Source organism: Ichthyenterobacterium magnum, assembly GCF_003610635.1.
Classification (GTDB): Bacteria; Bacteroidota; Bacteroidia; order Flavobacteriales; family Flavobacteriaceae; genus Ichthyenterobacterium; species Ichthyenterobacterium magnum.
Window position 1 is genome coordinate 107,630 of record NZ_RAQJ01000003.1, and the last position, 22,900, is coordinate 130,529.

The 22,900-nt window shown below is 32.0% G+C and carries 23 protein-coding genes; 13 read left to right on the forward strand and 10 right to left on the reverse strand.

What is annotated here, in order from left to right; all coding sequences use genetic code 11:
• Positions 1–33 precede the first annotated feature (33 nt).
• Positions 34–921, reverse strand: a complete 888-nt coding sequence (locus BXY80_RS08760) for an ABC transporter ATP-binding protein (protein ID WP_120201071.1) — start codon at positions 919–921, stop codon at positions 34–36.
• 171 nt (positions 922–1,092) lie between these two features.
• Between BXY80_RS08760 and BXY80_RS08765 the strand changes: the two genes are divergently transcribed.
• The 6 genes from BXY80_RS08765 (at position 1,093) to BXY80_RS08790 (ending at position 7,145) form a co-directional block, all read left to right on the forward strand.
• Entirely contained in the window at positions 1,093–2,181 is a 1,089-nt protein-coding gene (locus BXY80_RS08765; RefSeq protein WP_120201073.1) for a M42 family metallopeptidase, read from the forward strand.
• 46 nt (positions 2,182–2,227) lie between these two features.
• Positions 2,228–2,785: an NUDIX hydrolase gene (locus BXY80_RS08770; protein ID WP_120201075.1), complete on the forward strand. Its 558-nt coding sequence runs from the start codon at positions 2,228–2,230 to the stop codon at positions 2,783–2,785.
• Between the two features lie 11 nt (positions 2,786–2,796).
• Entirely contained in the window at positions 2,797–3,477 is a 681-nt protein-coding gene (locus tag BXY80_RS08775; RefSeq protein WP_120201077.1) for a PrsW family intramembrane metalloprotease, read from the forward strand.
• Between the two features lie 50 nt (positions 3,478–3,527).
• A complete protein-coding gene (locus tag BXY80_RS08780) occupies positions 3,528–4,013 on the forward strand; it encodes an acetyl-CoA carboxylase biotin carboxyl carrier protein subunit (protein ID WP_120201079.1) in 486 nt (161 codons plus the stop codon).
• A 56-nt stretch (positions 4,014–4,069) separates the two neighbouring features.
• A complete protein-coding gene (accC, locus tag BXY80_RS08785; protein ID WP_120201557.1) occupies positions 4,070–5,512 on the forward strand; it encodes an acetyl-CoA carboxylase biotin carboxylase subunit in 1,443 nt (480 codons plus the stop codon).
• Positions 5,513–5,603: 91 nt separating this feature from the next.
• Complete coding sequence (locus BXY80_RS08790; protein WP_120201081.1) at positions 5,604–7,145, forward strand: acyl-CoA carboxylase subunit beta; 1,542 nt, start codon at positions 5,604–5,606, stop codon at positions 7,143–7,145.
• A 32-nt stretch (positions 7,146–7,177) separates the two neighbouring features.
• Here BXY80_RS08790 and BXY80_RS08795 read toward each other — a convergent pair whose 3' ends face one another.
• The 4 genes from BXY80_RS08795 to BXY80_RS08810 are packed head-to-tail and all read right to left on the reverse strand — an operon-like array spanning position 7,178 to position 9,259.
• Positions 7,178–7,792 carry a DEAD/DEAH box helicase gene (locus BXY80_RS08795; RefSeq protein WP_120201084.1) on the reverse strand — a complete coding sequence of 205 codons (615 nt, stop codon included), beginning with the start codon at positions 7,790–7,792 and terminating at the stop codon, positions 7,178–7,180.
• A gap of 47 nt (positions 7,793–7,839) precedes the next feature.
• Positions 7,840–8,394 carry a GNAT family N-acetyltransferase gene (locus BXY80_RS08800; RefSeq protein WP_245977230.1) on the reverse strand — a complete coding sequence of 185 codons (555 nt, stop codon included), beginning with the start codon at positions 8,392–8,394 and terminating at the stop codon, positions 7,840–7,842.
• On the reverse strand, positions 8,387–8,833 hold the full coding sequence (locus tag BXY80_RS08805) for a DinB family protein (protein ID WP_120201086.1): 447 nt from the start codon (positions 8,831–8,833) through the stop codon (positions 8,387–8,389). Before BXY80_RS08805 ends, BXY80_RS08800 begins: the two co-directional genes overlap by 8 nt.
• 12 nt (positions 8,834–8,845) lie before the next feature.
• Positions 8,846–9,259 (reverse strand): hypothetical protein, encoded by a 414-nt coding sequence (locus tag BXY80_RS08810; RefSeq protein WP_120201087.1) that lies wholly within the window; start codon positions 9,257–9,259, stop codon positions 8,846–8,848.
• A 38-nt stretch (positions 9,260–9,297) separates the two neighbouring features.
• On the opposite strand from BXY80_RS08810, the gene BXY80_RS08815 reads away from it, so the two are divergent.
• A complete protein-coding gene (locus tag BXY80_RS08815; RefSeq protein ID WP_120201089.1) occupies positions 9,298–10,491 on the forward strand; it encodes a multidrug effflux MFS transporter in 1,194 nt (397 codons plus the stop codon).
• A 42-nt stretch (positions 10,492–10,533) separates the two neighbouring features.
• On the opposite strand, the gene BXY80_RS08820 is transcribed toward BXY80_RS08815, so the two are convergent.
• From BXY80_RS08820 to BXY80_RS08830, 3 genes are all read right to left on the reverse strand, one after another.
• The gene (locus tag BXY80_RS08820) at positions 10,534–11,859 is read right to left on the reverse strand and encodes a dicarboxylate/amino acid:cation symporter (RefSeq protein ID WP_120201091.1); all 1,326 of its coding nucleotides are present in this window, start codon (positions 11,857–11,859) and stop codon (positions 10,534–10,536) included.
• A 276-nt stretch (positions 11,860–12,135) separates the two neighbouring features.
• Positions 12,136–14,076, reverse strand: a complete 1,941-nt coding sequence (gene acs / locus BXY80_RS08825; RefSeq protein ID WP_120201093.1) for an acetate--CoA ligase — start codon at positions 14,074–14,076, stop codon at positions 12,136–12,138.
• A 49-nt stretch (positions 14,077–14,125) separates the two neighbouring features.
• A complete protein-coding gene (locus tag BXY80_RS08830; protein ID WP_120201094.1) occupies positions 14,126–15,496 on the reverse strand; it encodes an alanine/glycine:cation symporter family protein in 1,371 nt (456 codons plus the stop codon).
• A 104-nt stretch (positions 15,497–15,600) separates the two neighbouring features.
• On the opposite strand from BXY80_RS08830, the gene BXY80_RS08835 reads away from it, so the two are divergent.
• The gene (locus BXY80_RS08835; RefSeq protein ID WP_120201096.1) at positions 15,601–16,437 is read left to right on the forward strand and encodes a peptidylprolyl isomerase; all 837 of its coding nucleotides are present in this window, start codon (positions 15,601–15,603) and stop codon (positions 16,435–16,437) included.
• Here BXY80_RS08835 and BXY80_RS08840 read toward each other — a convergent pair.
• Positions 16,434–17,381 (reverse strand): phosphoribosylaminoimidazolesuccinocarboxamide synthase, encoded by a 948-nt coding sequence (locus BXY80_RS08840; protein WP_120201561.1) that lies wholly within the window; start codon positions 17,379–17,381, stop codon positions 16,434–16,436. The genes BXY80_RS08835 and BXY80_RS08840 overlap by 4 nt on opposite strands.
• A gap of 174 nt (positions 17,382–17,555) precedes the next feature.
• Positions 17,556–18,509, reverse strand: a complete 954-nt coding sequence (locus tag BXY80_RS08845; protein ID WP_120201098.1) for a PhoH family protein — start codon at positions 18,507–18,509, stop codon at positions 17,556–17,558.
• Positions 18,510–18,717: 208 nt separating this feature from the next.
• On the opposite strand from BXY80_RS08845, the gene BXY80_RS08850 reads away from it, so the two are divergent.
• From BXY80_RS08850 to gldG, 5 genes are all read left to right on the forward strand, one after another.
• A complete protein-coding gene (locus BXY80_RS08850) occupies positions 18,718–19,554 on the forward strand; it encodes an SAM hydrolase/SAM-dependent halogenase family protein (RefSeq protein WP_120201100.1) in 837 nt (278 codons plus the stop codon).
• Between the two features lie 2 nt (positions 19,555–19,556).
• Positions 19,557–19,853, forward strand: a complete 297-nt coding sequence (locus BXY80_RS08855) for a putative quinol monooxygenase (RefSeq protein WP_120201102.1) — start codon at positions 19,557–19,559, stop codon at positions 19,851–19,853.
• A 135-nt stretch (positions 19,854–19,988) separates the two neighbouring features.
• Entirely contained in the window at positions 19,989–20,711 is a 723-nt protein-coding gene (gene gldF, locus BXY80_RS08860; RefSeq protein WP_120201104.1) for a gliding motility-associated ABC transporter permease subunit GldF, read from the forward strand.
• A gap of 2 nt (positions 20,712–20,713) precedes the next feature.
• Positions 20,714–21,208, forward strand: coding sequence for a hypothetical protein (locus BXY80_RS08865; RefSeq protein ID WP_120201106.1), 495 nt, complete (start codon positions 20,714–20,716; stop codon positions 21,206–21,208).
• Positions 21,195–22,868: a gliding motility-associated ABC transporter substrate-binding protein GldG gene (gene gldG / locus BXY80_RS08870; protein WP_120201108.1), complete on the forward strand. Its 1,674-nt coding sequence runs from the start codon at positions 21,195–21,197 to the stop codon at positions 22,866–22,868. Before BXY80_RS08865 ends, gldG begins: the two co-directional genes overlap by 14 nt.
• Positions 22,869–22,900 lie beyond the last annotated feature (32 nt).

The window sequence follows — 22,900 nt, forward strand, 5'->3', positions numbered from 1 at the left end:
TTTATTGTTTAATGAGTTAAATTTAAAACTAGATTATGCCAAAACTGGCTCGTCTTGTTTTAAAGCAATAAAATATACATCGTCTAATTGTGGTGGTGTAGAAACAAAATCATCAGCAGGTTTTTCTAAAGCATGCACACGAATATTTAATGTATTGTCTTGATTATAATTTGAAGACAAAATATTGAAAGTTGCCTCCATAGTTTCTAAGTCTTCGCGTTCAATAATCTTAGTCCAAATCTGTCCTTTAATTTCGTCAGCAGCTTCAATTGGTGTTGTATGCTTTAAAATGCGTCCTCCATTTAAAATAGCCATTTCATTACATAACTCTTTAACGTCTTCAACAATATGTGTTGAAAAAATTACTGTACAATTAGTTCCAACTTCTCTTAATACATTTAAAAAACGATGACGCTCGGCTGGATCTAAGCCTGCAGTAGGTTCATCAACTATTATTAATTTTGGATTGTTAAGAAGTAATTGCGCTATTCCAAAACGTTGTTTCATACCACCAGAATATCCAGCAACATGCTTTGTACGTACATCATATAAATTAGTGATTTCTAAAACCTCCCTAACTAAAGCTTGTCTTTCAGATTTTGAACTTACACCTTTTAATGTCGCAAAATAATCTAACAAGGCTTCGGCAGACATTTTAGGATATACACCAAACGATTGTGGTAAGTATCCTAAAATTTTACGTAATGCCATTTTATCTTCAATTACATTAATATCACCAAACTCAATAGAACCAGAATCAGGGCTCTGAAGCGTCGCTATGGTTCTCATCAAAGAGGATTTACCTGCGCCGTTTGGACCTAATAAACCAAACATTCCTGTTCCAATTTCTAAGTTTAAATTGTCAATTGCTTTGACACCGTTTTTATAGGTTTTTGTTAAATCTTTGATGACTAACTTCATTGTTTGTTGTTTTAAGTTATTTTATTTGATGATTGGTGTAAAAATAATAGCTTTTGTTACAAAATATTTTTTATCATGTAGCAATAACTAAAGAAATCCTATTATTTTTACAAAATACACTAAAAGTAATACAATGCCATATCTAATGGCTAAAAAACTAACATAAGTCTTATGGCAAAAAAGAGCATACTAAATAAAAAATCTATTGATTTTTTAGAAGCCTATTTAAACAACGCATCACCAACAGGATACGAATGGGAAGGTCAAAAAATCTGGATGAATTATCTTAAACCTTACGTTGATGAATTTATAACAGATACTTACGGAACTGCTGTTGGTGTTATAAATCCTGATGCAAAATACAAAGTGGTTATTGAAGGTCATGCCGATGAAATCTCTTGGTATGTTAATTATATTTCGGATAACGGATTAATTTATGTAATTAGAAATGGAGGAAGCGACCATCAAATTGCACCTAGTAAAGTGGTTAACATTCATACTAAAAAAGGTATTGTAAAAGGTGTCTTTGGTTGGCCTGCAATTCACACTAGAAACAGAGCAAAAGAAGAAGCTCCAAAACCAGATAACATTACTATAGATGTTGGTGCTAAAGATAAAGCTGAAGTTTTAAAAATGGGCGTCCATGTAGGTTGTGTAATTACCTATCCAGATGAATTTCATATTTTAAATAAAGATAAGTTTGTATGTCGTGCTTTAGATAATAGAATGGGTGGATTTATGATAGCTGAAGTGGCACGTTTACTTAAAGAAAATAAGAAAACCTTACCATTTGGCTTGTATGTAACAAACTCTGTACAAGAAGAGATTGGACTTCGTGGTGCCGAAATGATAACACAAACCATAAAACCTAACGTCGCTATTGTTACAGACGTAACTCACGACACAACAACACCAATGATTGATAAGAAAAAAGAAGGTCATTTAGAGTTAGGTAAAGGTCCTGTTGTTGCTTATGCACCAGCAGTACAACAAAAACTACGTGATTTAATTACAGATACTGCCGAAGAGAAGAAAATACCTTTTCAGCGTTCTGCGTTATCTCGTGCTACTGGAACAGACACTGATGCTTTTGCTTATAGCAATGGCGGTGTTGCTTCAGCTTTAATATCATTACCGCTTCGCTATATGCATACAACAGTAGAAATGGTTCATAAAGAAGATGTTGAAAATGTGATTAAAATGATTTATGAAACATTGCTTAAAATTGAAGAAGGTGAAACCTTTTCGTATTTTAAATAGTAAAATCAAAATTTAATTAAACCTCTTCATTGAGGTTTTTTTTATTATGGATGAATATATCGACATAGTAACTATAGATGGTAAACCAACAGGTAAAACAGCTTTAAAATCTGAAGCCCACTTAAATGGTTGGTATCATAATACCATTCATTTATGGCTTTATACAAATGAAACTGAAATTTTACTACAACAACGTTCTCACAAAAAAGCAATTCATCCTTTACTATGGGATGTATCTGTTGCCGGACATGTGGATGCCGGAGAATCTTTCATTGAAGCTGCTTTAAGAGAAACTAAAGAAGAAATTGGCTTGCAACTAAATGCTGATAATCTTAAAAAGATTGGAACCTTTCTTCATGAAACTAGTTATAGTAATGGTAAAATTCAGGATAATGAATTTCATCAGGTTTATATTGCTCAATTAAACGTAGAGATTAGTAAGCTTCAACCACAAGAAGGTGAAGTTGAAGCTTTAAAATTAGTTAGTATTTCAAAGTTTATTTCACTTTTAAAAAATAGCACTACAAATAATCATTTTGTAGAGTCTAATAAAGATTATTACAAATTTGTATTAGAGCAAATCACTAAGACCATAAAAAATTAGTAATTTTCAGCATGACATTACTCTTGTTAGCAGTTGCTCCAATTTTTATTATCATAGTTTATGTTTACCTAAAAGATAAGCATGAGAAAGAACCAAAATCATTCCTATTTAAAAACTTTCTATTAGGTGCTATTGTTAGTATTATAGTGACTACATTAATTTATGTACTTATAGACTTGGTACTGCCACTAAATGATAAAACTAGCGTGCTACAACAATTTATAAAAGCCTTTTTTCTTGTAGGTCTAACAGAAGAATTTAGTAAATATATCATGGTGCGTTACTATGCGCAACCAAATAAAGAATTTAACGAACCATACGATGGTATTATGTATGCCGTTATGGTATCTATGGGTTTTGCCGCAACCGAAAATATAATGTACGTTTTAGATGGCGGCGCGCAAACTGCTTTAGTAAGAGCATTTACTGCTGTGCCTGCACATGCTACTTTTGGGATTATTATGGGTTATTTTATGGGTAAAGCAAAATTCTCTAATAATCGCATAAAACTTAACCTCTTAGGGTTGTTTTTTGCTACTCTATTTCATGGCGCGTATGATTTCTTTTTATTTATTGAGTTTATTCCTGGTGTTTGGATTGGTGCTTTTGTGTCACTTATTATTGGAATTATATTATCCAGAAAAGCTATTAAAAAGCATCAAAACAACTCAAAATTTAAAATAGATTTATAAAAACATTCCCTGATATATTATATCTTTATCGCTCAAATAAAACTACATAAATGAGTCAATCTTTTAAAACGAATGTAAATAATACATTCGATTTTGATATCACTAAAGATGATGTTTCAAAACTTGATAGCATAAAAATTTCTGATGCCAAATCTCATGTTATTCAACATAACACGTCTTATAAAACAGAAATTATTGAAGACGATTTTAACAAAAAAAAATATAAAGTAAAGGTTAATAACAACACATATAAAATAAACATTACTAATGATTTAGATGTTTTAATAAAAGATATGGGTTTTGAAATTGGAGCTTCAAAAAAAGTAAACAATATAAAAGCGCCTATGCCAGGATTAATTTTAGAGATAAACGTGAAAGCTGAAGATGAAGTTAAAGAAAATGATTCGCTTTTAATTTTAGAAGCCATGAAAATGGAAAATGTAATCGCATCACCTCGAGACGGAATTATTAAATCTATTGCCATTAGTAAAGGTGATGCTGTAGAAAAAAACCAATTATTAATAGAGTTTGAATAAGCGTATAATACGTATCTAACTAATAAAATATTCGTGTATTCATGGCGAAAAAAAATATAAAAAAAGTACTTGTTGCAAATAGAGGAGAAATTGCTATTCGTGTTATGCGAACTGCAAAAAAAATGGGAATCAAAACTGTTGCAGTATATTCTACAGCAGATAGGCATGCGCCACATGTAAAATATGCAGATGAAGCCGTTTTAATAGGAGAAGCGCCTTCTAACCAATCGTATTTATTAGGTGATAAAATTATTGAAGTAGCAAAAAACCTAAATGTAGATGCAATTCATCCTGGTTATGGTTTTCTTAGTGAAAATGCAGATTTTGCTGAATCTTGTGAAGCCAATGCCATTATATTTATTGGTCCAAAGTCTAAAGCCATCAAAATTATGGGAAGTAAGCTAGCTGCTAAAGACGCAGTAAAAGCTTATAACATTCCTATGGTTCCTGGTATTGATGAGGCAATTACTGATGTAGAGAAAGCAAAAACTATAGCAAAAGACATTGGTTTTCCTATACTAATTAAAGCATCAGCTGGTGGTGGCGGAAAAGGCATGCGTGTTGTTGAACAAGAAAAAGATTTAGAATCACAGATGAATCGCGCTATTAGTGAGGCAACTTCCGCTTTTGGAGATGGCTCTGTGTTTATTGAAAAATATGTAAGCTCTCCTCGTCATATCGAAATTCAAGTTATGGCAGATGCTCATGGTAACGTTATTCATTTATTTGAACGCGAATGTAGTATACAACGTCGTCATCAAAAAGTTGTAGAAGAAGCACCTTCAACTGTTTTAACACAAGAATTAAGAGAAAAAATGGGACAAGCTGCAATAAAAGTTGCAAAAGCTTGCGACTATTTAGGAGCAGGAACTGTTGAGTTTCTCTTAGATGATGATAAAAATTTCTATTTCTTAGAAATGAATACTCGCCTACAAGTTGAGCATCCAGTAACAGAATTAATTACAGGAACAGACTTAGTAGAATTGCAAATTCGTGTTGCTCGTGGTGAAACACTTCAAATACAACAGAGTGACTTAAAAATTAAAGGTCATGCGTTAGAGTTACGTGTATATGCAGAAGATCCTTTAAATGATTTTTTACCAAGTGTTGGTAATCTTGAAACATACAAACTACCTGTAGGTAAAGGCATACGCGTAGATAATGGTTTTGAGGAAGGCATGGAAATCCCAATATATTACGACCCAATGCTATCTAAACTTATTACTTATGGTAATACACGAGAAGAAGCTATTCAACTCATGATAAAAGCTATAACGGATTATAAAATTGAAGGGATACAAACCACATTACCTTTTGGAAGTTTTGTTTGTGAGCATGAAGCATTTCGTTCAGGAAATTTCGACACACATTTTGTGAAAAAGTATTATTCACCTGAAGCCTTAAAAGAAAAGCAAAAAGAAGAAGCTCAAATTGCCGCTTTAATAGCTGTAAAGAAATACATTGAAGACCAAAAAACACTACGCTTACCAATTAAGTAAACAGTCGCAGTAAACAGTTAAAAAGTCACAACAATGTCTGTCAGGTCGAGCGCAGCTGGGACCTTATTAAGACTGACAAAATTTAAAAACTATGGATTCTAAGATAAAAGATTTAAATAATAAACTGGCTCAAGCCTATTTAGGTGGCGGACAAGCTAGAATAGATAAACAACATCAAAAGAAAAAGCTAACTGCACGAGAACGCGTACACTATTTATTAGACGACCATTCTTTTGAAGAGATTGGAGCATTAATAACCCATAGAACCAAAGACTTTGGTATGGACAAACAAGTCTTTTATGGTGATGGTGTTGTTACAGGTTATGGAACCGTAAATGGTCGTCTGGTTTATGTATTTGCTCAAGATTTTACTGTATTTGGAGGTTCACTTTCTGAAACTCATGCAGAAAAAATTTGCAAAATTATGGATTTAGCTCTTAAAGTTGGAGCACCATTAATTGGTTTAAATGATTCAGGTGGAGCAAGAATTCAAGAAGGTGTTCGTTCTCTAGGTGGTTATGCAGATATTTTTTATAAAAATGTGCAGTCGTCTGGAGTAATTCCGCAAATTTCAGCAATTATGGGACCATGTGCTGGTGGTGCTGTTTATTCTCCAGCTATGACAGATTTTACTATCATGGTAGAAGACACAAGTTATATGTTTGTTACTGGACCAAATGTTGTAAAAACAGTAACTAATGAAGAAGTAACTAGCGAAGAGCTTGGAGGTGCAAGTACTCACTCAACAAAATCTGGTGTTGCACATAAAACCTCAACTAATGATGTTGAGTGTTTAGAAGATGTAAAGCAGTTGCTAAGTTATTTACCACAGAACAATACCGAAACGCCTACTCTACTTCCTTTTAATTTGAAAGATGAAGTAAGAGATAGTTTGTCAAGTATCGTCCCAGATAATGCCAATAAACCTTACGATATGCATGATGTAATCTCGGGTATTATTGATGAAGATTCTTTTTATGAAATTCATAAAGATTATGCAGAAAACATACTTGTAGGTTTTGCACGACTTGGAGGAAGAAGTATTGGTATTGTGGCAAATCAGCCTATGTTTTTAGCTGGTGTTTTAGATGTTAACAGTTCTAAAAAGGCAGCGCGTTTTGTACGCTTTTGTGATGCTTTTAATATTCCGTTATTGGTATTAGAAGATGTGCCTGGATTTTTACCAGGAACAGACCAAGAATGGAATGGCATTATTGTTCATGGTGCTAAATTATTATATGCTTTAAGTGAGGCAACTGTACCAAGAGTAACAGTTATTACTCGTAAAGCTTATGGTGGTGCCTATGATGTAATGAACTCAAAACATATAGGCGCAGACATGAATTTTGCTTGGCCTAGTGCAGAAATTGCAGTTATGGGAGCTAAAGGCGCAGCAGAAATTATCTTTAAACGTGAGATTAATGCAGCAGAAGACAAAGATGCAAAATGGAAAGAGAAAGAAGCAGAATATGCAGACTTGTTTGCTAATCCTTATAGCGCTGCGGAACGTGGATTTATTGATGAAGTTATTTTACCTAAAAATACGAGACGTAAATTGATAAAAGCTTTCTCTATGTTAGAAGACAAACATGTAGACAGACCAAAACGTAAACATGGTAATATTCCTTTGTAACTAACAAAGTATTCATTTAGCTATTTATTACTCTAGTTGGTTTTTATAATTTGTGAGTTGTACATAAAGGTATCTTGCCATTTTTTAAATCGTGAATCAAATGTTGTTGAAAACACTACATATTGACATTTACCTATGCTTTCAGCAATACGAGATACTTCAGAAAAACCATTTCCTTTAAATAAAAACTCTGCGTCTTCAACAATACATAATTGCATTTCACTAACATGAATACCGTTTAAGAAAAAAAGCTTGTTTAATCGTTTTGGCGTAGCAATAACAATATCTACACCTACATATATTTCATCGCGTTGCGCATCAATAGTTCGTTCTTCATAAGCGCAATACACTCGCAAATCTGTCTGGTTTGTAAAGGTTTTAAATTCGTTCTCTAAATCTAAAGCAGATTGCTTGTCTTTAACTATTATTAAAGCACGAGGAGAATCGCCAAACGCAATTCCTTTAAGTTTTTGAATTACACTAATAACTAAAGTTGTTGTTTTTCCAGAACCCGTTTGAGCAATACCAAAAAGATTAGCACCACCTTTAATTTTTGACAATGCTTGTTTTTGAAATGCTAAAGGCGTTTCAAAACCTTTACGTTTGAGTGCATCGTTTAAAGGTTCTATTAGTTTTTTAAAAGACATAATTAGATTTATAATACGAGGCGAAGATAATGATATAAGACCTATGCTTAGTTATTATAACTAAAAACTCTTCCGTAATAGTTTAAATCTACAATTTCGCCTTTAGTCGTTTTATAATCGCTTCTTATAGAACCTTCTAATTCAAAATTATTTTTTAAAGCAACATGAATACTACCTTCATTTTTACTACCAACACGACATAGTAACTTTCTAAACTTATAGGCGACAGTTAAATACTCTACTACATGTTTTAAAGCTTTTGAAATAACACCTTGACCTTCATAGTTTATATCAATAAAATAACCCAATTCAGCTTTTGGGACATTCCAATCGATGTTTTTAACATCAACCAGACCAATAAATGTGTTGGTATTAATATCTATAATTAGGTAAGGAAAGTAGCTTTTATCCTTTATACGTTGTTGAATTTCTTTGCAATAACCAATAGTATCTTTAAGTGTTTTGGTTTTAGATACAGTTCCTGCAAAAAAATCTTCAAGACGCGCTCTGTTGCTATCTATTAAATTAAAAAAGGCTTCGCCTTGATTAGGTTTTAATACATCTATTTTAAAATGCCTGAAAGCAATATTGAGACTACACATCTAATAAACGTCTGTGATAATTAATTTGCCCTAAATGATATGAAAGATGCGTCGTTAAATGCACTAGAAAATATTCTGTAGTCATATAATCTTCAAAAGAACGTCTTTTATATTCTTTTTGTAAATCTTCAGAAGACAAGCTTTTTAAGGCTTTAGTGATTACATGAATTGTATCATCTATTTGCTCTAAAATAGTATCTCTTGGTATGTTTTTTAAAGAAAACTCTAAATCTCGTTCTCTTATATAGCCAGTCTTTCCTATTGTGGCTCCAATAAAATGATTAAGATTACCTACAAGATGTAATGCCAAATTACCAGCTGAGTTAGATATATTCTCAGTAGTCATCCATATTGTAGACTCATCATTATATGTTTGAATTTCTATTTTAAGTTTATTTAAATCTCTTGTAAATAATTTGATTAATGTTTGATTAAGCATTGCTCTGTAATATTAGTTAAATGGTAACTTATCTGGCTCTAAAAAAGAAGATTTTGCAATTTCAGAATTAAAAACATCAATATTATAATGTTGTGCTAACACATCTTTAAAATTGGTTTTTAATCTAGGAAACTCTTCAATAAAGCTTTTGAAGTTTTCAGAATTAGATTTCAAATAAAAATGATATACAGCTTTTACTGCTGCAACAGTTACTGTTTCATTATACTTTTCTCTAGCTCCTAAATGAGTAACAAATTTAATTAATTGCTCCCTTAGTTGAGCTATTGCATAATCAATATTATTATTTTTAATATAAATCCAAGCAATGCGTAAATGCGCTTCGTGAGAAAATAATTTTGGGTCTAAAATTATGTTTTCAAATTGATAAACAAAGTCTTGGTCACTTAATTGATAATGCGCTTCCATACCATAAAAGTAGAAAATAATTAGCTTACTTTTGCGTGATGCAAAACAAACCCACGTTTAAGCTTGAATTTGTTGCCTTAATAGCAGCATTAATGTCTATAGTTGCGCTATCTATTGATGCTTTACTACCAGCGCTTCCTGAAATTGGTGATGCTTTAGGTGTAATAAACATTAGCAATAACCAAAAACTAATAACCATGATTTTTTTAGGATTAGGTTTTGGTCAGCTTGTATTTGGACCTTTATCTGATAGTTTTGGAAGAAAACCAATTGTTTATGCTGGGTTTATAATTTTTGTGATTGCCAGTATTATTTGTGTAACCACAAAAAGCTTTGAAGTCATGCTTATTGGACGCATTCTGCAAGGTATTGGATTATCGTCACCTAGAACAATAGCCATTGCTATGATTAGAGATAGCTATAGTGGTGATTATATGGCTAAAATATTATCGATAGTTGTGATGTTTTTTATTTTGGTGCCAATTATAGCACCAACTTTTGGTCAATTACTATTAAGTTCTTTTAATTGGCAGGCCATTTTTAATGCCAACCTATTATTTGGTTTACTTATTATTATTTGGTTTTGGAAACGACAACCAGAAACATTAGAAAAAAAGAAACGTATTAAATTTTCTTCTCGAATTTTTATTGATGGTACTAAAGAATTTTTTATACATAAAGATGCAGTAATTTTTACATTTATATCTGGTTTTATTACTGGTAGTTTTATGGTTTACCTTAGTACATCGCAACAAATATTTCAAGTACAATATAATCTTGGAGAATTGTTTCCTTATTTCTTTGCAAGCACAGCAATTGCTGTTGGCGCTGCTACCTTTGCGAATAGCAGATTAGTAATTAGATTTGGTTCGTTTAAAATTGCTTACATAGCAACAATCTGTTATGTTATTGTTTCTGTATTATATGTTTTGTTGTTTTTTTCTGGAAAGAACCCAAGTATAGGTGTTTTAATTAGCTTCTTCTTATTGCAATTTTTTGCTATTGGTTTTCTTTTCGGGAATCTTAGATCACTAGCTATGGAACCATTAGGTCATATTGCAGGTATTGGCGCAGCAATAAATGGATTTATTTCTACAGTTATGGCAGTTCCTATTGCAAATTACATAGGTAGTTTTGTAACAGACTCTGTGTTACCGCTTTTTGTTGGGTTTTTGGTTTTTGGAGTATTGTCTTTTCTTTTGCTTTTACGTATAAAAGCTATAGCAAACTAACTCTACACTATTTTAGAGTGGTTAAGTTAAATGATGATATAGTTATTTTACCTCATCATAATGGTCATCCCAATTTTTAATATTTGGTTCACCTAGCTTACCTACAGATTTAGCAACTAACATAGAAACTGTTGCATCACCGGTAACATTAATTACTGTTCTACACATATCTAAAGGTCTGTCTACAGCAAAGATTAAAGCTAAACCAATTGGCAATAATTCTGGTGGCAATTCTACAGATTCTAAAACGATGACTAGCATAACCATTCCTGCTCCAGGCACGGCAGCACTACCAATAGATGCTAATAAGGCTGTTAAAACTATTGTTAATTGATCGCCAAAGGTTAAATCTAGTCCAAGTGCTTGAAATATAAAAACAGCAGCTACAGCTTGATATAAACTAGTACCATCCATATTTATAGTTGCTCCAACTGGCAACACAAAACTAGACACTTCTTTATCTACACCAATATGCTCTTCAACTCTTTCCATAGTAACTGGTAAAGTAGCAGCACTACTACTTGTTGAAAATGCTAATAATTGTGCTGGACTGATTTGCTTTAAAAACCAAAACGGATTCTTTTTAGCAAATGTTCCAACTAAAACAGTATAAAATACAACCATTAATACTAAGCCTAATACAACAACTCCTGAGTATTGTGCTAATGCTATTAAAATATCTGGATCACCAGATGACACTACTACATTTGCTAAGAGCGCAAAAACTGCATAAGGTGCAAAAAGCATAATGAGGTCTACCATTTTTAAAACGACGTCGTTTAAAGAATCAAAAATATCCTTCATTGGTTTTGCACGCTTCTCTCCTATTAATAACATAGATATGCCTAAAATGATCGCAAAGAAAATCACCTGCAACATAAGACCATTATTACTCATTGCTTTAAAAGCATTATCAGGAACCATGTCTTCTAAAAATTGTAACGGGCCGCTTTCAACTTGTTTTGTTGCTTCTGCTATTTTTCCTTTTACACTACTATTCTCTGAATACGTTGTTGTTAATTTTGCAATGGTTTCTTCTGAAACACCATCACCAGGTTGTAAAACATTCACTAAAACTAAACCAATAGAAATTGCTATTACAGTTGTCATAATATAAATTCCTATGGTACGTATACCTATGTTTTTAAATTTAGAAATATCTTTTAAATCTGAAATCCCTTTTATTAAAGATGCTAGAATTAACGGAACAGCAATTAACTTTAAGAGTTTTACAAAAATGGACCCAAATGGCTTAATCCAATCTGAAATAAAACCTTTTCCTCCATCGATTTGCAACATGATATAACCAAAAATGATTCCTAGAACCATTCCAATCAATATTTTCCAATGTAGTGCTAGTTTTTTCATGTTAATTCCGTTCTTAAGTTTAGTTAGTTAATACGTATATGCTCACAAGTTAAATAATAGTTTCAGTTATTCAATTATTTAAAAAACATTTTTAAGAGTCAAATTATACTTAATAAAAAAGAGCGACTATTTAGTCGTTCTTCTTTAATTTGGTTCAGTTCTTTCAAAATAAAGTTTAATATTTTATAATAACTTTTTACTTACAATTCCTGTATCTGTTTAAATTTTATAATATTACTACTTTCAACTATGTTTTTCACTTGTATTATAAAAATGTTAAATTGCATCATCAATAATGCTTTGTACAACTTCTGGATTTAATAGTGTACTTGTATCTCCTAAATTAGTAGTGTCATTATGAGCTATTTTACGCAAAATACGTCTCATAATTTTTCCACTACGTGTTTTAGGTAAACCTTGAGTAAACTGAATTTTATCTGGTTTTGCAATAGGACCAATAGTATCTGCTACTTTTTGTCGTATAGACTGTAGCAATTCATCTGATGCTGTATAACCATCATATAAAATAACATAAGCATATAATGCATTGCCTTTAATGTCGTGAGGAAAACCAACTACAGCACTTTCAACTACCGCTTCATGTTCATTAATGGCATTTTCTATTGGAGCAGTTCCTAAGTTATGTCCAGAAACTATAATAACATCATCTACTCGACCAGTTATTCTATAATCTCCAACCTCATCTCTTAAAGCACCATCTCCTGGGAAATACTTACCTTTATAAGCTGAAAAATACACGTTTTTATAACGTTCATGATTACCATAAATAGTTCTTGCAATTGATGGCCAAGGAAACTTAATAGCTAGTATGCCTTGTGCTGGATTGCCAACTATTTCTTCTCCGTTTTCATCTAATAAAACAGGCTGTATGCCTGGCAGTGGTAAAGTTGCATAAGTAGCCTTACTTCTTGTTACTCCAGCTAATGATGAAATCATAATTCCTCCTGTTTCAGTTTGCCACCATGTATCTACTATTGGGCATTTTCCTTTACCTACATAATCGTTATACCAATTCCATGCTTCGTCATTTATTGGCTCTCCAACTGTTCCTAATGTTTTTAAATGCTTTAAATTGTAATTTTCAGCCAAATTTATAGGATGCTTAGCCAATGCTCTAATTGCTGTTGGAGCAGTATAAAATTGATTTACTTTATGTTTTTCACAAATTTCCCAAAAACGCCCGTAATCTGGATAACTTGGTACACCTTCAAACATCACAGTTGTTGCACCATTTGCTAACGGTCCGTATACAATATAACTATGTCCCGTAATCCAACCTATATCTGCGGTACACCAATACACATCTGGACCTCCGGCACGTGTTGCCTCTCTTCCTAAAGTTACAGCTCTACTAGATCTATATTGAAAAACATTTCTAAACGTATAAGCAGTATATACCATATAACCGCCACAAGTATGAACCATGCCTTTAGGTTTACCTGTAGATCCTGATGTATAAAGAATGAAAAGCATGTCTTCGGCATCCATAATTTCTACAGGGCAATTATCATCTACCTTACTTAATTCTTCATGCCACCAAACTTGATTAGCTTGCATTATAACTTCTGAATTGGTTCTATTTAAAACAATTGTTTTTTCTATTGAAGGGCATGTTTTTAAAGCATCATCTGCAATTGATTTTAATGGTGTTATTTTATCACCTCTAAAACCACCATCGGCTGTTAATAAGACTTTACAAGCTGCATCATTTATTCTAGCAGATAAAGCCGCAGCTGAAAATCCGGCAAAAACAACAGAATGTACTGCACCTATTCTCGCACATGCTAAAACAGCAAATGTGAGTTCTGGAACCATAGGCATATAAATGCACACGCGATCTCCTTTTTTTACATTATTAGCTTTTAAAACATTAGCAAACTGACATACTTTACTATGCAAGGCTTTATAAGTGAAATATTGAGCTGCATCATTTGGATTATTAGGTTCAAAAATAAGAGCGGTTTGATTTGCTCGTTTTTCAAGATGGCGATCTAAACAATTTTCTGTAATATTAAGTTGTCCACCTTGAAACCATTTAACTTCAGGTTTTGTAAAGTCCCATTCTAACGTTTTAGTCCATTTTTTTCTCCATACAAATGACGATGCTATCTCATCCCAAAAAGCTTCAGGTTCTTCTATACTACGTTTATATGCTTTTTGATATGCTGGATAAGAGTTTATTTGAAATCTGTGCATGAATGTGTATTAAAATATTACAATTATTTACTGTACTAAAATACAAACTTTAACGCAAATTTTTTCGAGTATAAGCTTTAATTTCTTTCAATACTTTTGGTGCCAAAATAAGTGTAGCTAACATTGTAGGAATTGCCATTAAGGCAAATACGCCATCTATTAAATTAAGCATTAGGCTAAAAGGTGTTGTTGCAGCAAGAATGATACTCAAAACATATATATAACTATAGTAGTGTTTTTTATCTGCTCCAATTAAAAATGATAAACATTTAGTGCCATAATACGAATATGAAAACAGTGACGAAATGCTAAAAATAAAGACACAAAGCATAAGTAAATAAGGCCCAATTGTAGGCATTGTTTCTCTAAAAGCGGAAGCAGTTAAACTAACACCATTATTGCCTGTTGTTTCCCAAACTCCTGTCACTAAAATCGCTAAGGCAGTTAATGTACAAACGACTAAGGTATCTATTGCTGGTCCTAACATAGCTACTAATCCTTCACGAACTGGCTCGTTGGTTTTTGCTGCTCCATGAGCTAAAGGTGCTGTTCCTATTCCTGCTTCATTAGAGAATGCACCGCGACGAATACCATGCAAAATTAATGCTCCAAGCACACCACCTAACATTGGATCTCCTTTATAGTTTTCGGCAGAGAATGCATCTGTAATCAGCATAAGAAAGTATTTTGGAACTACTTCATAATTAGATACAAGTATAATCATGACAAACACAAAATAAAGCAATACCATAGAAGGCACCATTTTACTTGCTGTACTACTAATACGTTTTAATCCACCAAACATTACTACTGACGTTAAAACGACTAAAACAATGGCTATAGTTAGATTAGAAACAAAACTGACTTCTACCCCATTTGGAACTAATATAATATCATTAATTGCTTGGGTTAACTGGTTAACATTAACAACAGGAAGTGCTCCAATCATGCCAAAAACACTAAACATAACTGCTAAAGGTTTCCATGATTTCCCTAAGCCTTCCATTATAAAATACATTGGTCCACCTTGCAATACATCATCGCTATCTTTACCTCTATACATAATTGCAAGTGTAGATGTAAAAAATTTAGTGCTCATACCTACAATGGCACTTACCCACATCCAAAACATTGCTCCTGGACCGCCAATAGAAATGGCAACTGCAACTCCAGCAATATTTCCCATACCTATTGTAGATGACAAGGCTGTTGTTAAAGCTTGAAAATGGGTGATTTGTCCAGAATCGTTAGGATTGTCATATTTACCACGTAAAATTTGAATGGCATGACCTAGGTATCTAAAAGGTAAAAACTTTGAATAAATAAGAAGAAATATTCCGCCACCAATTAATAGAATTACTAAAGGTAATCCCCAAACAAATGAGGAAAAATCTGCAATAAATTCATTTAAAGTATTCATGAAATAGCTTCTCGTTAATCGTTATAAATGTACTAAAGAAGTTTATACTAAACTTTCATTATTAAAAAACTCTTAACTTCGAGGCACGAATTTTTATTATCACTATGAAAATACTATTAAAAATTAAACTTGCATTACTTTTTATTTCTTTGCTTTTGAGCTGTAATTCAAAACCTGAAACAGTAAAAATTGAAAATCAAAAAAGAAGCGTTGTGCAAATGGTTACATCTCATGGCACTATGAGTATGGAGCTCTTTAATGAAACGCCTTTACATCGTGATAATTTTATTAAACTTGTAAACAAAAAAGCTTATGATAGTTTACTCTTTCATCGTGTTATTGAAAGCTTTATGATACAAGGCGGAGATCCAGAAAGTCGCAATGCTGCATCAAAAACACTTCTTGGAGAAGGTGATTTGGGCTATACCGTAAAAGCCGAATTCAATCCAACCCTATTTCACAAAAAAGGGGCTTTAGCTACAGCTAGAATTGAATCCTTAGATCGCGTATCTAGTGCTATTCAATTTTATATTGTACAAGGAAAAGTACTTAATGACAGTCTAATTGACACATTAGAATATCGAATTAACAAAATGCTTGCAAGGCATTATACTATAAATGATTCGTTATATAGACCGCTTTGGTTAGACTATACAAAAGCAATTGATGAAGACAATAAAGAACTCTATAATTCTATAAATGACAGTATAAACGCAATAGCTAAATCTTACTCGAATTTTAAAAAATATGCTATTCCGCAGTCGCATAGAGACATTTATAAAACCATTGGTGGCACACCGCATCTTGACCAAAACTATACTGTTTTTGGACAGGTAATAGAAGGTTTACAAGTCATAGATTCTATTGCAAAAATAGACGTTGATGAAAACAATCGTCCGCTTTCTGATGTTAGAATTCTATCTGTACGTTTAAAAAATTAATCTAGATAGTTGAGAACATTTTTTTCAATACGTTCTTGAATGTTTGTTACATCAGCTTTCACAAAAGTTTCTCCCGTAATATTTTCAAAAAGCTCTATATAACGTTCACTTACCGACTCTATATAATCCTCACTCATTTCAGGAACTGTTTGACCTTCTAAGCCTTGAAAATTATTAGAGATTAACCACTGACGTACAAACTCTTTAGATAGTTGTTTTTGTTGTTCTCCTTTATCTTGACGCTCATGATATCCGTCTGCATAAATATAGCGTGAAGAATCTGGAGTATGAATTTCATCAATTAAAACAATCTTGCCATCTTGAGTTTTACCAAATTCATATTTAGTATCTACTAATATTAATCCTCTAGATGCAGCGATTTCTGTTCCGCGTTGAAATAATTTTCGTGTATAATCTTCTAAAACCAAATAATCTTCTTCAGAAACTACACCACGCTTTAAAATATCTTCTTTCGAAATATCTTCATCATGATCTCCCATTTCTGCTTTTGTTGCAGGCGTAATTATTGGTTCAGGAAACTTATCGTTCTCTTTCATTCCTTCTGGCATTTCAACTCCGCAAAGCAACCGTTTTCCTGCTTTATATTCGCGAGCAGCATGACCAGACATATAACCACGAATTACCATTTCTACTTTATAGGGTTCACATAAATGACCAACAGCTACATTTGGATCTGGTGTTGCAATTAACCAATTAGGAACCAAATCTTCAGTAGCTTTCATCATACTTGTTGCTATCTGGTTTAAAATTTGACCTTTAAACGGGATTCCTTTAGGCATTACAACATCAAAAGCACTTAAACGATCTGTTGCAATCATAACAAGTAAATCATCATTTATATTATAAACTTCTCTTACTTTTCCTTTATAAACACTTTTTTGATTAGGAAAGTTAAAGTTGGTATCTATTATTGTATTGCTCATTATTTTTGCTTTTAGCTTTTGGCCGTTAGCTTTTTTTGAAAAGCTAGAAATTGTTCTAAATAGTATTTTATTTATGTACTTATAAAGCACTTAGACTACGCTCAGTGTAACATTTAGTTTCAGTTTTTGTACGGTAACGACTGTAAAACTAAGGGCTGTAAACTGAATACTTTTTTACTCTCTATTCTCAATACTTTTATAAGCTGCGATAATTTTCTTAACTAATTTATGACGAATTACATCTTTATCATCTAAAAAGACCATACCAACACCATCGACATTTTTTAAAACTAAAAGCGCTTCTTTTAAACCAGAAATTGTACGTCGTGGTAAATCTATTTGTCCTGGATCACCTGTAAGCAAAAACTTAGCACTTTTTCCCATACGTGTTAAAAACATTTTCATTTGGGCATGTGTTGTGTTTTGACCTTCATCCAAAATTACAAATGCATTATCTAAGGTACGACCTCTCATAAATGCTAGTGGTGCAATTTGTATGGTACCATTTTCAATATAATTTGCCAATTTTTCAGGAGCAATCATATCACGCAAGGCATCATATAAAGGTTGCATATATGGGTCTAATTTTTCTTTTAAATCACCAGGAAGAAAACCTAAATTCTCACCAGCTTCTACTGCAGGACGTGTTAATATAATACGTTTAACTTCTTTATTTTTTAAAGCTTGAACAGCCAATGCAACACCTGTATATGTTTTACCAGTTCCTGCTGGACCAATGGCAAATACCATATCGTTTTTACGCATTAGTTCTACCAACCTGCGTTGGTTTGCAGTTTGTGCTTTGATTAATTTACCATTAACGCCATGAACAATAACGGCGCCGCTTGCTTCACTAGTTGTATAATCGTCTTTACTCTGGCTTGTTAAAACACGCTCAATAACATTTTCGTCTAGCTTATTATACTTTCCAAAGTGCTCCATAAGCATTGTTAAACGACGATCAAACTCTTCGAGTAGATCTTCATCTCCATAGGCTTTAATTTTATTACCTCGTGCTACAATTTTTAATTTTGGAAAGTACTTTTTTAGAAGTTCAATATTTACATTTTGTGCTCCAAAAAACTCCTTTGGAGTGATTTCTTCGAGCTCGATTATAAGTTCATTCAAAAGCTAAGTGATTTAGTATATTAATCTGTTTTGTTTTATTAGTTTTGTGTTGAAACTAAAAGACACGATTTTTATGCCTTAGTTACAAATCTAACGGAAAAAATCAAGACAAAGTTTCTCTCTACGATTTAAAATATCATTTTTTTTCAACAGAGGTAAATACCATTAATTTAAACAAATAATAGCGAAAAACAGGAACAATTAATTCATGGCAATAATCACATTAACAACTGATTTTGGTGAGAAAGATCACTTTGCTGGAGCAATTAAAGGTGCTATTTACAGTGAGCTTCCAGAAGTACGAATTGTTGATATCTCACATTCTGTTTCGCCTTTTAATGTTCCTGAAGCGGCTTACATCATTCAAAATGCCTATAGCAGCTTTCCTAAAGGTACTATACATGTGATTGGTATAGATTCTGAATTAAATCCAGAAAACAAACACATTGCTGTAAAGCTTGATGACCACTATTTTATTTGTGCTAATAACGGAATTATGAGTATGATTTGTTCTGAAATTGTTCCAGAAAAAATTGTAGAAATAAACATTCACGATAAAATAGAAACCAGTTTTCCTGTTTTAGATGTATTTGTTAAGGTTGCTTGCCATATTGCTCGTGGCGGAACTTTAGAAGTTATTGGTAAGGTTATAGAAACCATTAAACCTATTAAAGATTTAATTCCGTTTGTTAATGATGAACAAACTCAAATAATTGGCAGTGTTATTTATATAGACAATTATGGCAATGTAATTACAAACATAAGACGTAGCTTTTTTGAATCGATTCAAAAAACTCGTGCTTTTGAAATCTCTGCTCGTAATTATAAATTTAAAACAATTTACAACACATATAGTGATGCCATAAACTTTGATATCCCAGAAGACAAACGTTATGATGAAGGTAAAGGCCTTGTCGTTTTTAACTCGTCTGGGTATTTAGAAATTGCTGTTTACAAAAGTGACAATGCTACTGTTGGTAGTGCTTCTAGCTTAATGGGATTAAAAATGAGAGATACAGTAACTATTAATTTTGATAAAATCTAGCAATGTTTGTACGTATCGTGAAAATGAGTTTTGACCCTTCAAAAATTAAAATCTTTTTAGACAATTTCGATACTAAAAAAGAACATATTAGAGCATTTGAAGGTTGTGAGTTTTTAGAATTATATAGAGACAAGCACAATACAAACGTGTTTTTTACGTATAGCTTTTGGAACACAGAAGCAGATTTAGAACGTTACAGACATTCAAATTTATTTAAAGGTATTTGGGCAGAAACAAAACCTATGTTTAATGCAAAGCCTGAAGCTTGGAGTGTTGATAAGCTAGCTACTTTACAGTAGCCAGTCACAGTTTGCAGTAACTAAGTTTCATAATTTGTAAATTAAATGCTTTTCTTTAAACTTTAATATTATTTTTGAAAATCGTTTGCAGCACATTGAGTACTGAAAACTGAAAACTGAAAACTGAAAACTAAAATGCTTTCAATATTAAAAAAAGAAATCAACTCATTTTTTGCATCACCAATAGGTTATTTGGTAGTTACCGTTTTTCTATTATTAAACGGTTTATTTTTATGGGTATTTAAAAGTGATTTTAATATTCTCGACAATGGTTTTGCAGATTTGTCTAACTTCTTTTTATTAGCGCCTTGGGTCTTAATATTCTTAGTACCAGCAGTTACTATGCGAAGTTTTAGTGATGAAAGAAAACAAGGTACACTTGAGCTATTACTTACCAAACCCATGAGTCACTTACAGCTTGTTTTAGGGAAGTATTTTGGAGCATTATTATTGATAATCATTGCTATAATACCAACATTATTGTACGTTTATACAATATCAAAACTTGGTAATCCTGAAGGTAATTTAGATTTAGGAAGTATAATGGGTTCTTATTTTGGGCTCTTATTTTTAATAGCAGCGTATACAGCAATAGGCTTGTTTACATCCTCAATAACAGATAATCAAATTGTAGCTTTTATTGCAGCTGTTTTTATTTGTTTTTTCTTTTATTTTGGGTTTGAAGGCTTATCAAACTACAAGCCTTTTGGAGATGCATTTCATCTTGAAAACTTAGGAATGGAAACACATTTTAATAGTATGAGTAGAGGCGTAATAGATACTAGAGATGTTATTTATTTTTTAAGTGTAACCATATTGTTTGTTATATTAACCAAACTAAATATTAAAACGAGTTAATAATGATTATCACACCTTTATTAATCATTTTTAATATCATCGTTTTTATACTTGTATTTTTATTTATTAATACAATAGACAAACGTAAGTGGTTAACAATTTTGGTGAGTATTATTTTAACACCTATTGTATATTTTTATGCTTTTTATCCGTTTGTAAACATATTTAGTAGCTATCACCATCAAAAATATTTTAAGGCTGAGTTATGGGTAGAAAAACCTGCATTACGTTATGAACTTATAGATGACATAATTGAAACAGACACCTTAATTGGTAAGACGAAAAACGAAATAAAAACCCTTTTAGGTAATTATGAGTGGTTAGGGTGGAATGCTTCAAAAAAAGCTCATGATGAAACTATTTGGAATTATAGTCTTGGTATAAAACCAGGTGCTTTTAACTCTAAAAAAGAATGTTTGATGCTTGTCTTTAAAAACAATAAAACAGAAGCTATTAAAACCTTTAAAGAAGATTTAAAATTAAATGCTAAAGAATAAATCTAATAGAAAAACTTTACTAATAACAATAGTAGTTATAATTGTTATTAACGTTATTAGTGGCTATGTGTTTAAGCGTTTCGACTTAACAAAAGACAAGCGATATACGTTGTCTAATGCTGCATTAAAAATTGTTAATAGTGTAGATTCGCCATTAATAGTAGATGTGTTTTTAGAAGGAAATTTTCCTTCAGACTACAGACGTTTACGTAATGAAACACAGCAGCTTCTTGAAGAATTTTCACTGTATAATAGTCAGGTGAAATTTAATTTTATCAATCCGCTTGAAGACGTTAATACTAGAGAACGTAACATACAACAACTTGCACAACGTGGTTTACAACCTTTACAGCTTACAGTAAAAGAAAATGGAAAGTCATCACAAGAGTTAATTATTCCTTGGGCTTTAGCAAGCTATAATGGTGAAACCGTAATTATACCCTTAATAAAAAATAAGATTGGTGCTACGTCACAAGACCAAGTAAATAGCTCTATTCAACATTTAGAATACGCTTTTGCAGAGGGCTTTAATAAATTAGTACATAAAAAAAGTAAAAAAATAGCGATATTAAAAGGTAATGGCCAACTTGATGACATTTACATTGCCGATTTTTTAAAAACCATTCGTGAGCATTATTTTTTAGCACCTTTTACGCTCGATAGTGTCGCTAATAATGCTCAAGAAACATTGAAAAATTTAAACGAGTTTGATTTAATTATTTCTGCTAAACCTACACAAGCATTTACTGAAGAAGAAAAATTGGTTTTAGACCAATATGTCATGAATGGCGGAAAAAGCTTGTGGTTAACAGAATCTGTAACTATAGACAAAGACAGTCTCTTAAATGAATCTGGCCAATCTATAGCACTACCAATTGATTTAAATTTAGGCGACTTTTTCTTTAAATATGGTGTAAGAGTCAATCCTGTTTTAGTAAAAGATCTCTACTCTGCTCCAATAACTTTAGCAATAGGTGAAGGCAGTAATGCTCAATTTCAGCCTATACAATGGCAATATTCTCCGCTTGCTTCTAGCAATCCTAATCATCCTATTACTACTAATCTAAATTTAGTAAAATTTGATTTTGCAAATCAAATAGATACTATAAAAAACAACATAGAAAAAACAGTTTTACTTAGAAGTTCAAAACTCACAAAACTAGAAGGCACACCAAAGATTATAAGCTTAGATGAAGTAACAAAAGAACCAGACCCATCAACTTATACTAAGAGTTCAGAAACTCTAGCAGTTTTATTAGAAGGTAAATTTACTTCGGTTTATAATAATAGAATTAAGCCTTTTAAGCTTTCTGAAGAAAAAAATAAAAGTGTAGATACCAAAATGATTATTATTGCTGATGGCAATGTAATTAAAAATGATGTTGTAAAAAATCAACCTAAAGAGTTAGGGTTTGACCGTTGGACAGGACAAAGCTTTGGTAATAAAGAATTTTTAGAAAATGCTGTCAATTACCTTTTAAATGATGACGGACTTATAAACATTAGGTCGAAAGAAGTTGCTGTAGCTTTTTTAGATTCTCAAAAAATTACAGATCAAAAAACAAAATGGCAATTAATAAACATCGCATTACCACTAGTATTATTATCTCTTTTTGGCTTAACATTTAATTATTTAAGACGTAAAAAATATACGCGATAGTTGTTAATAAGTTTGTTTTATAAAACAATCGC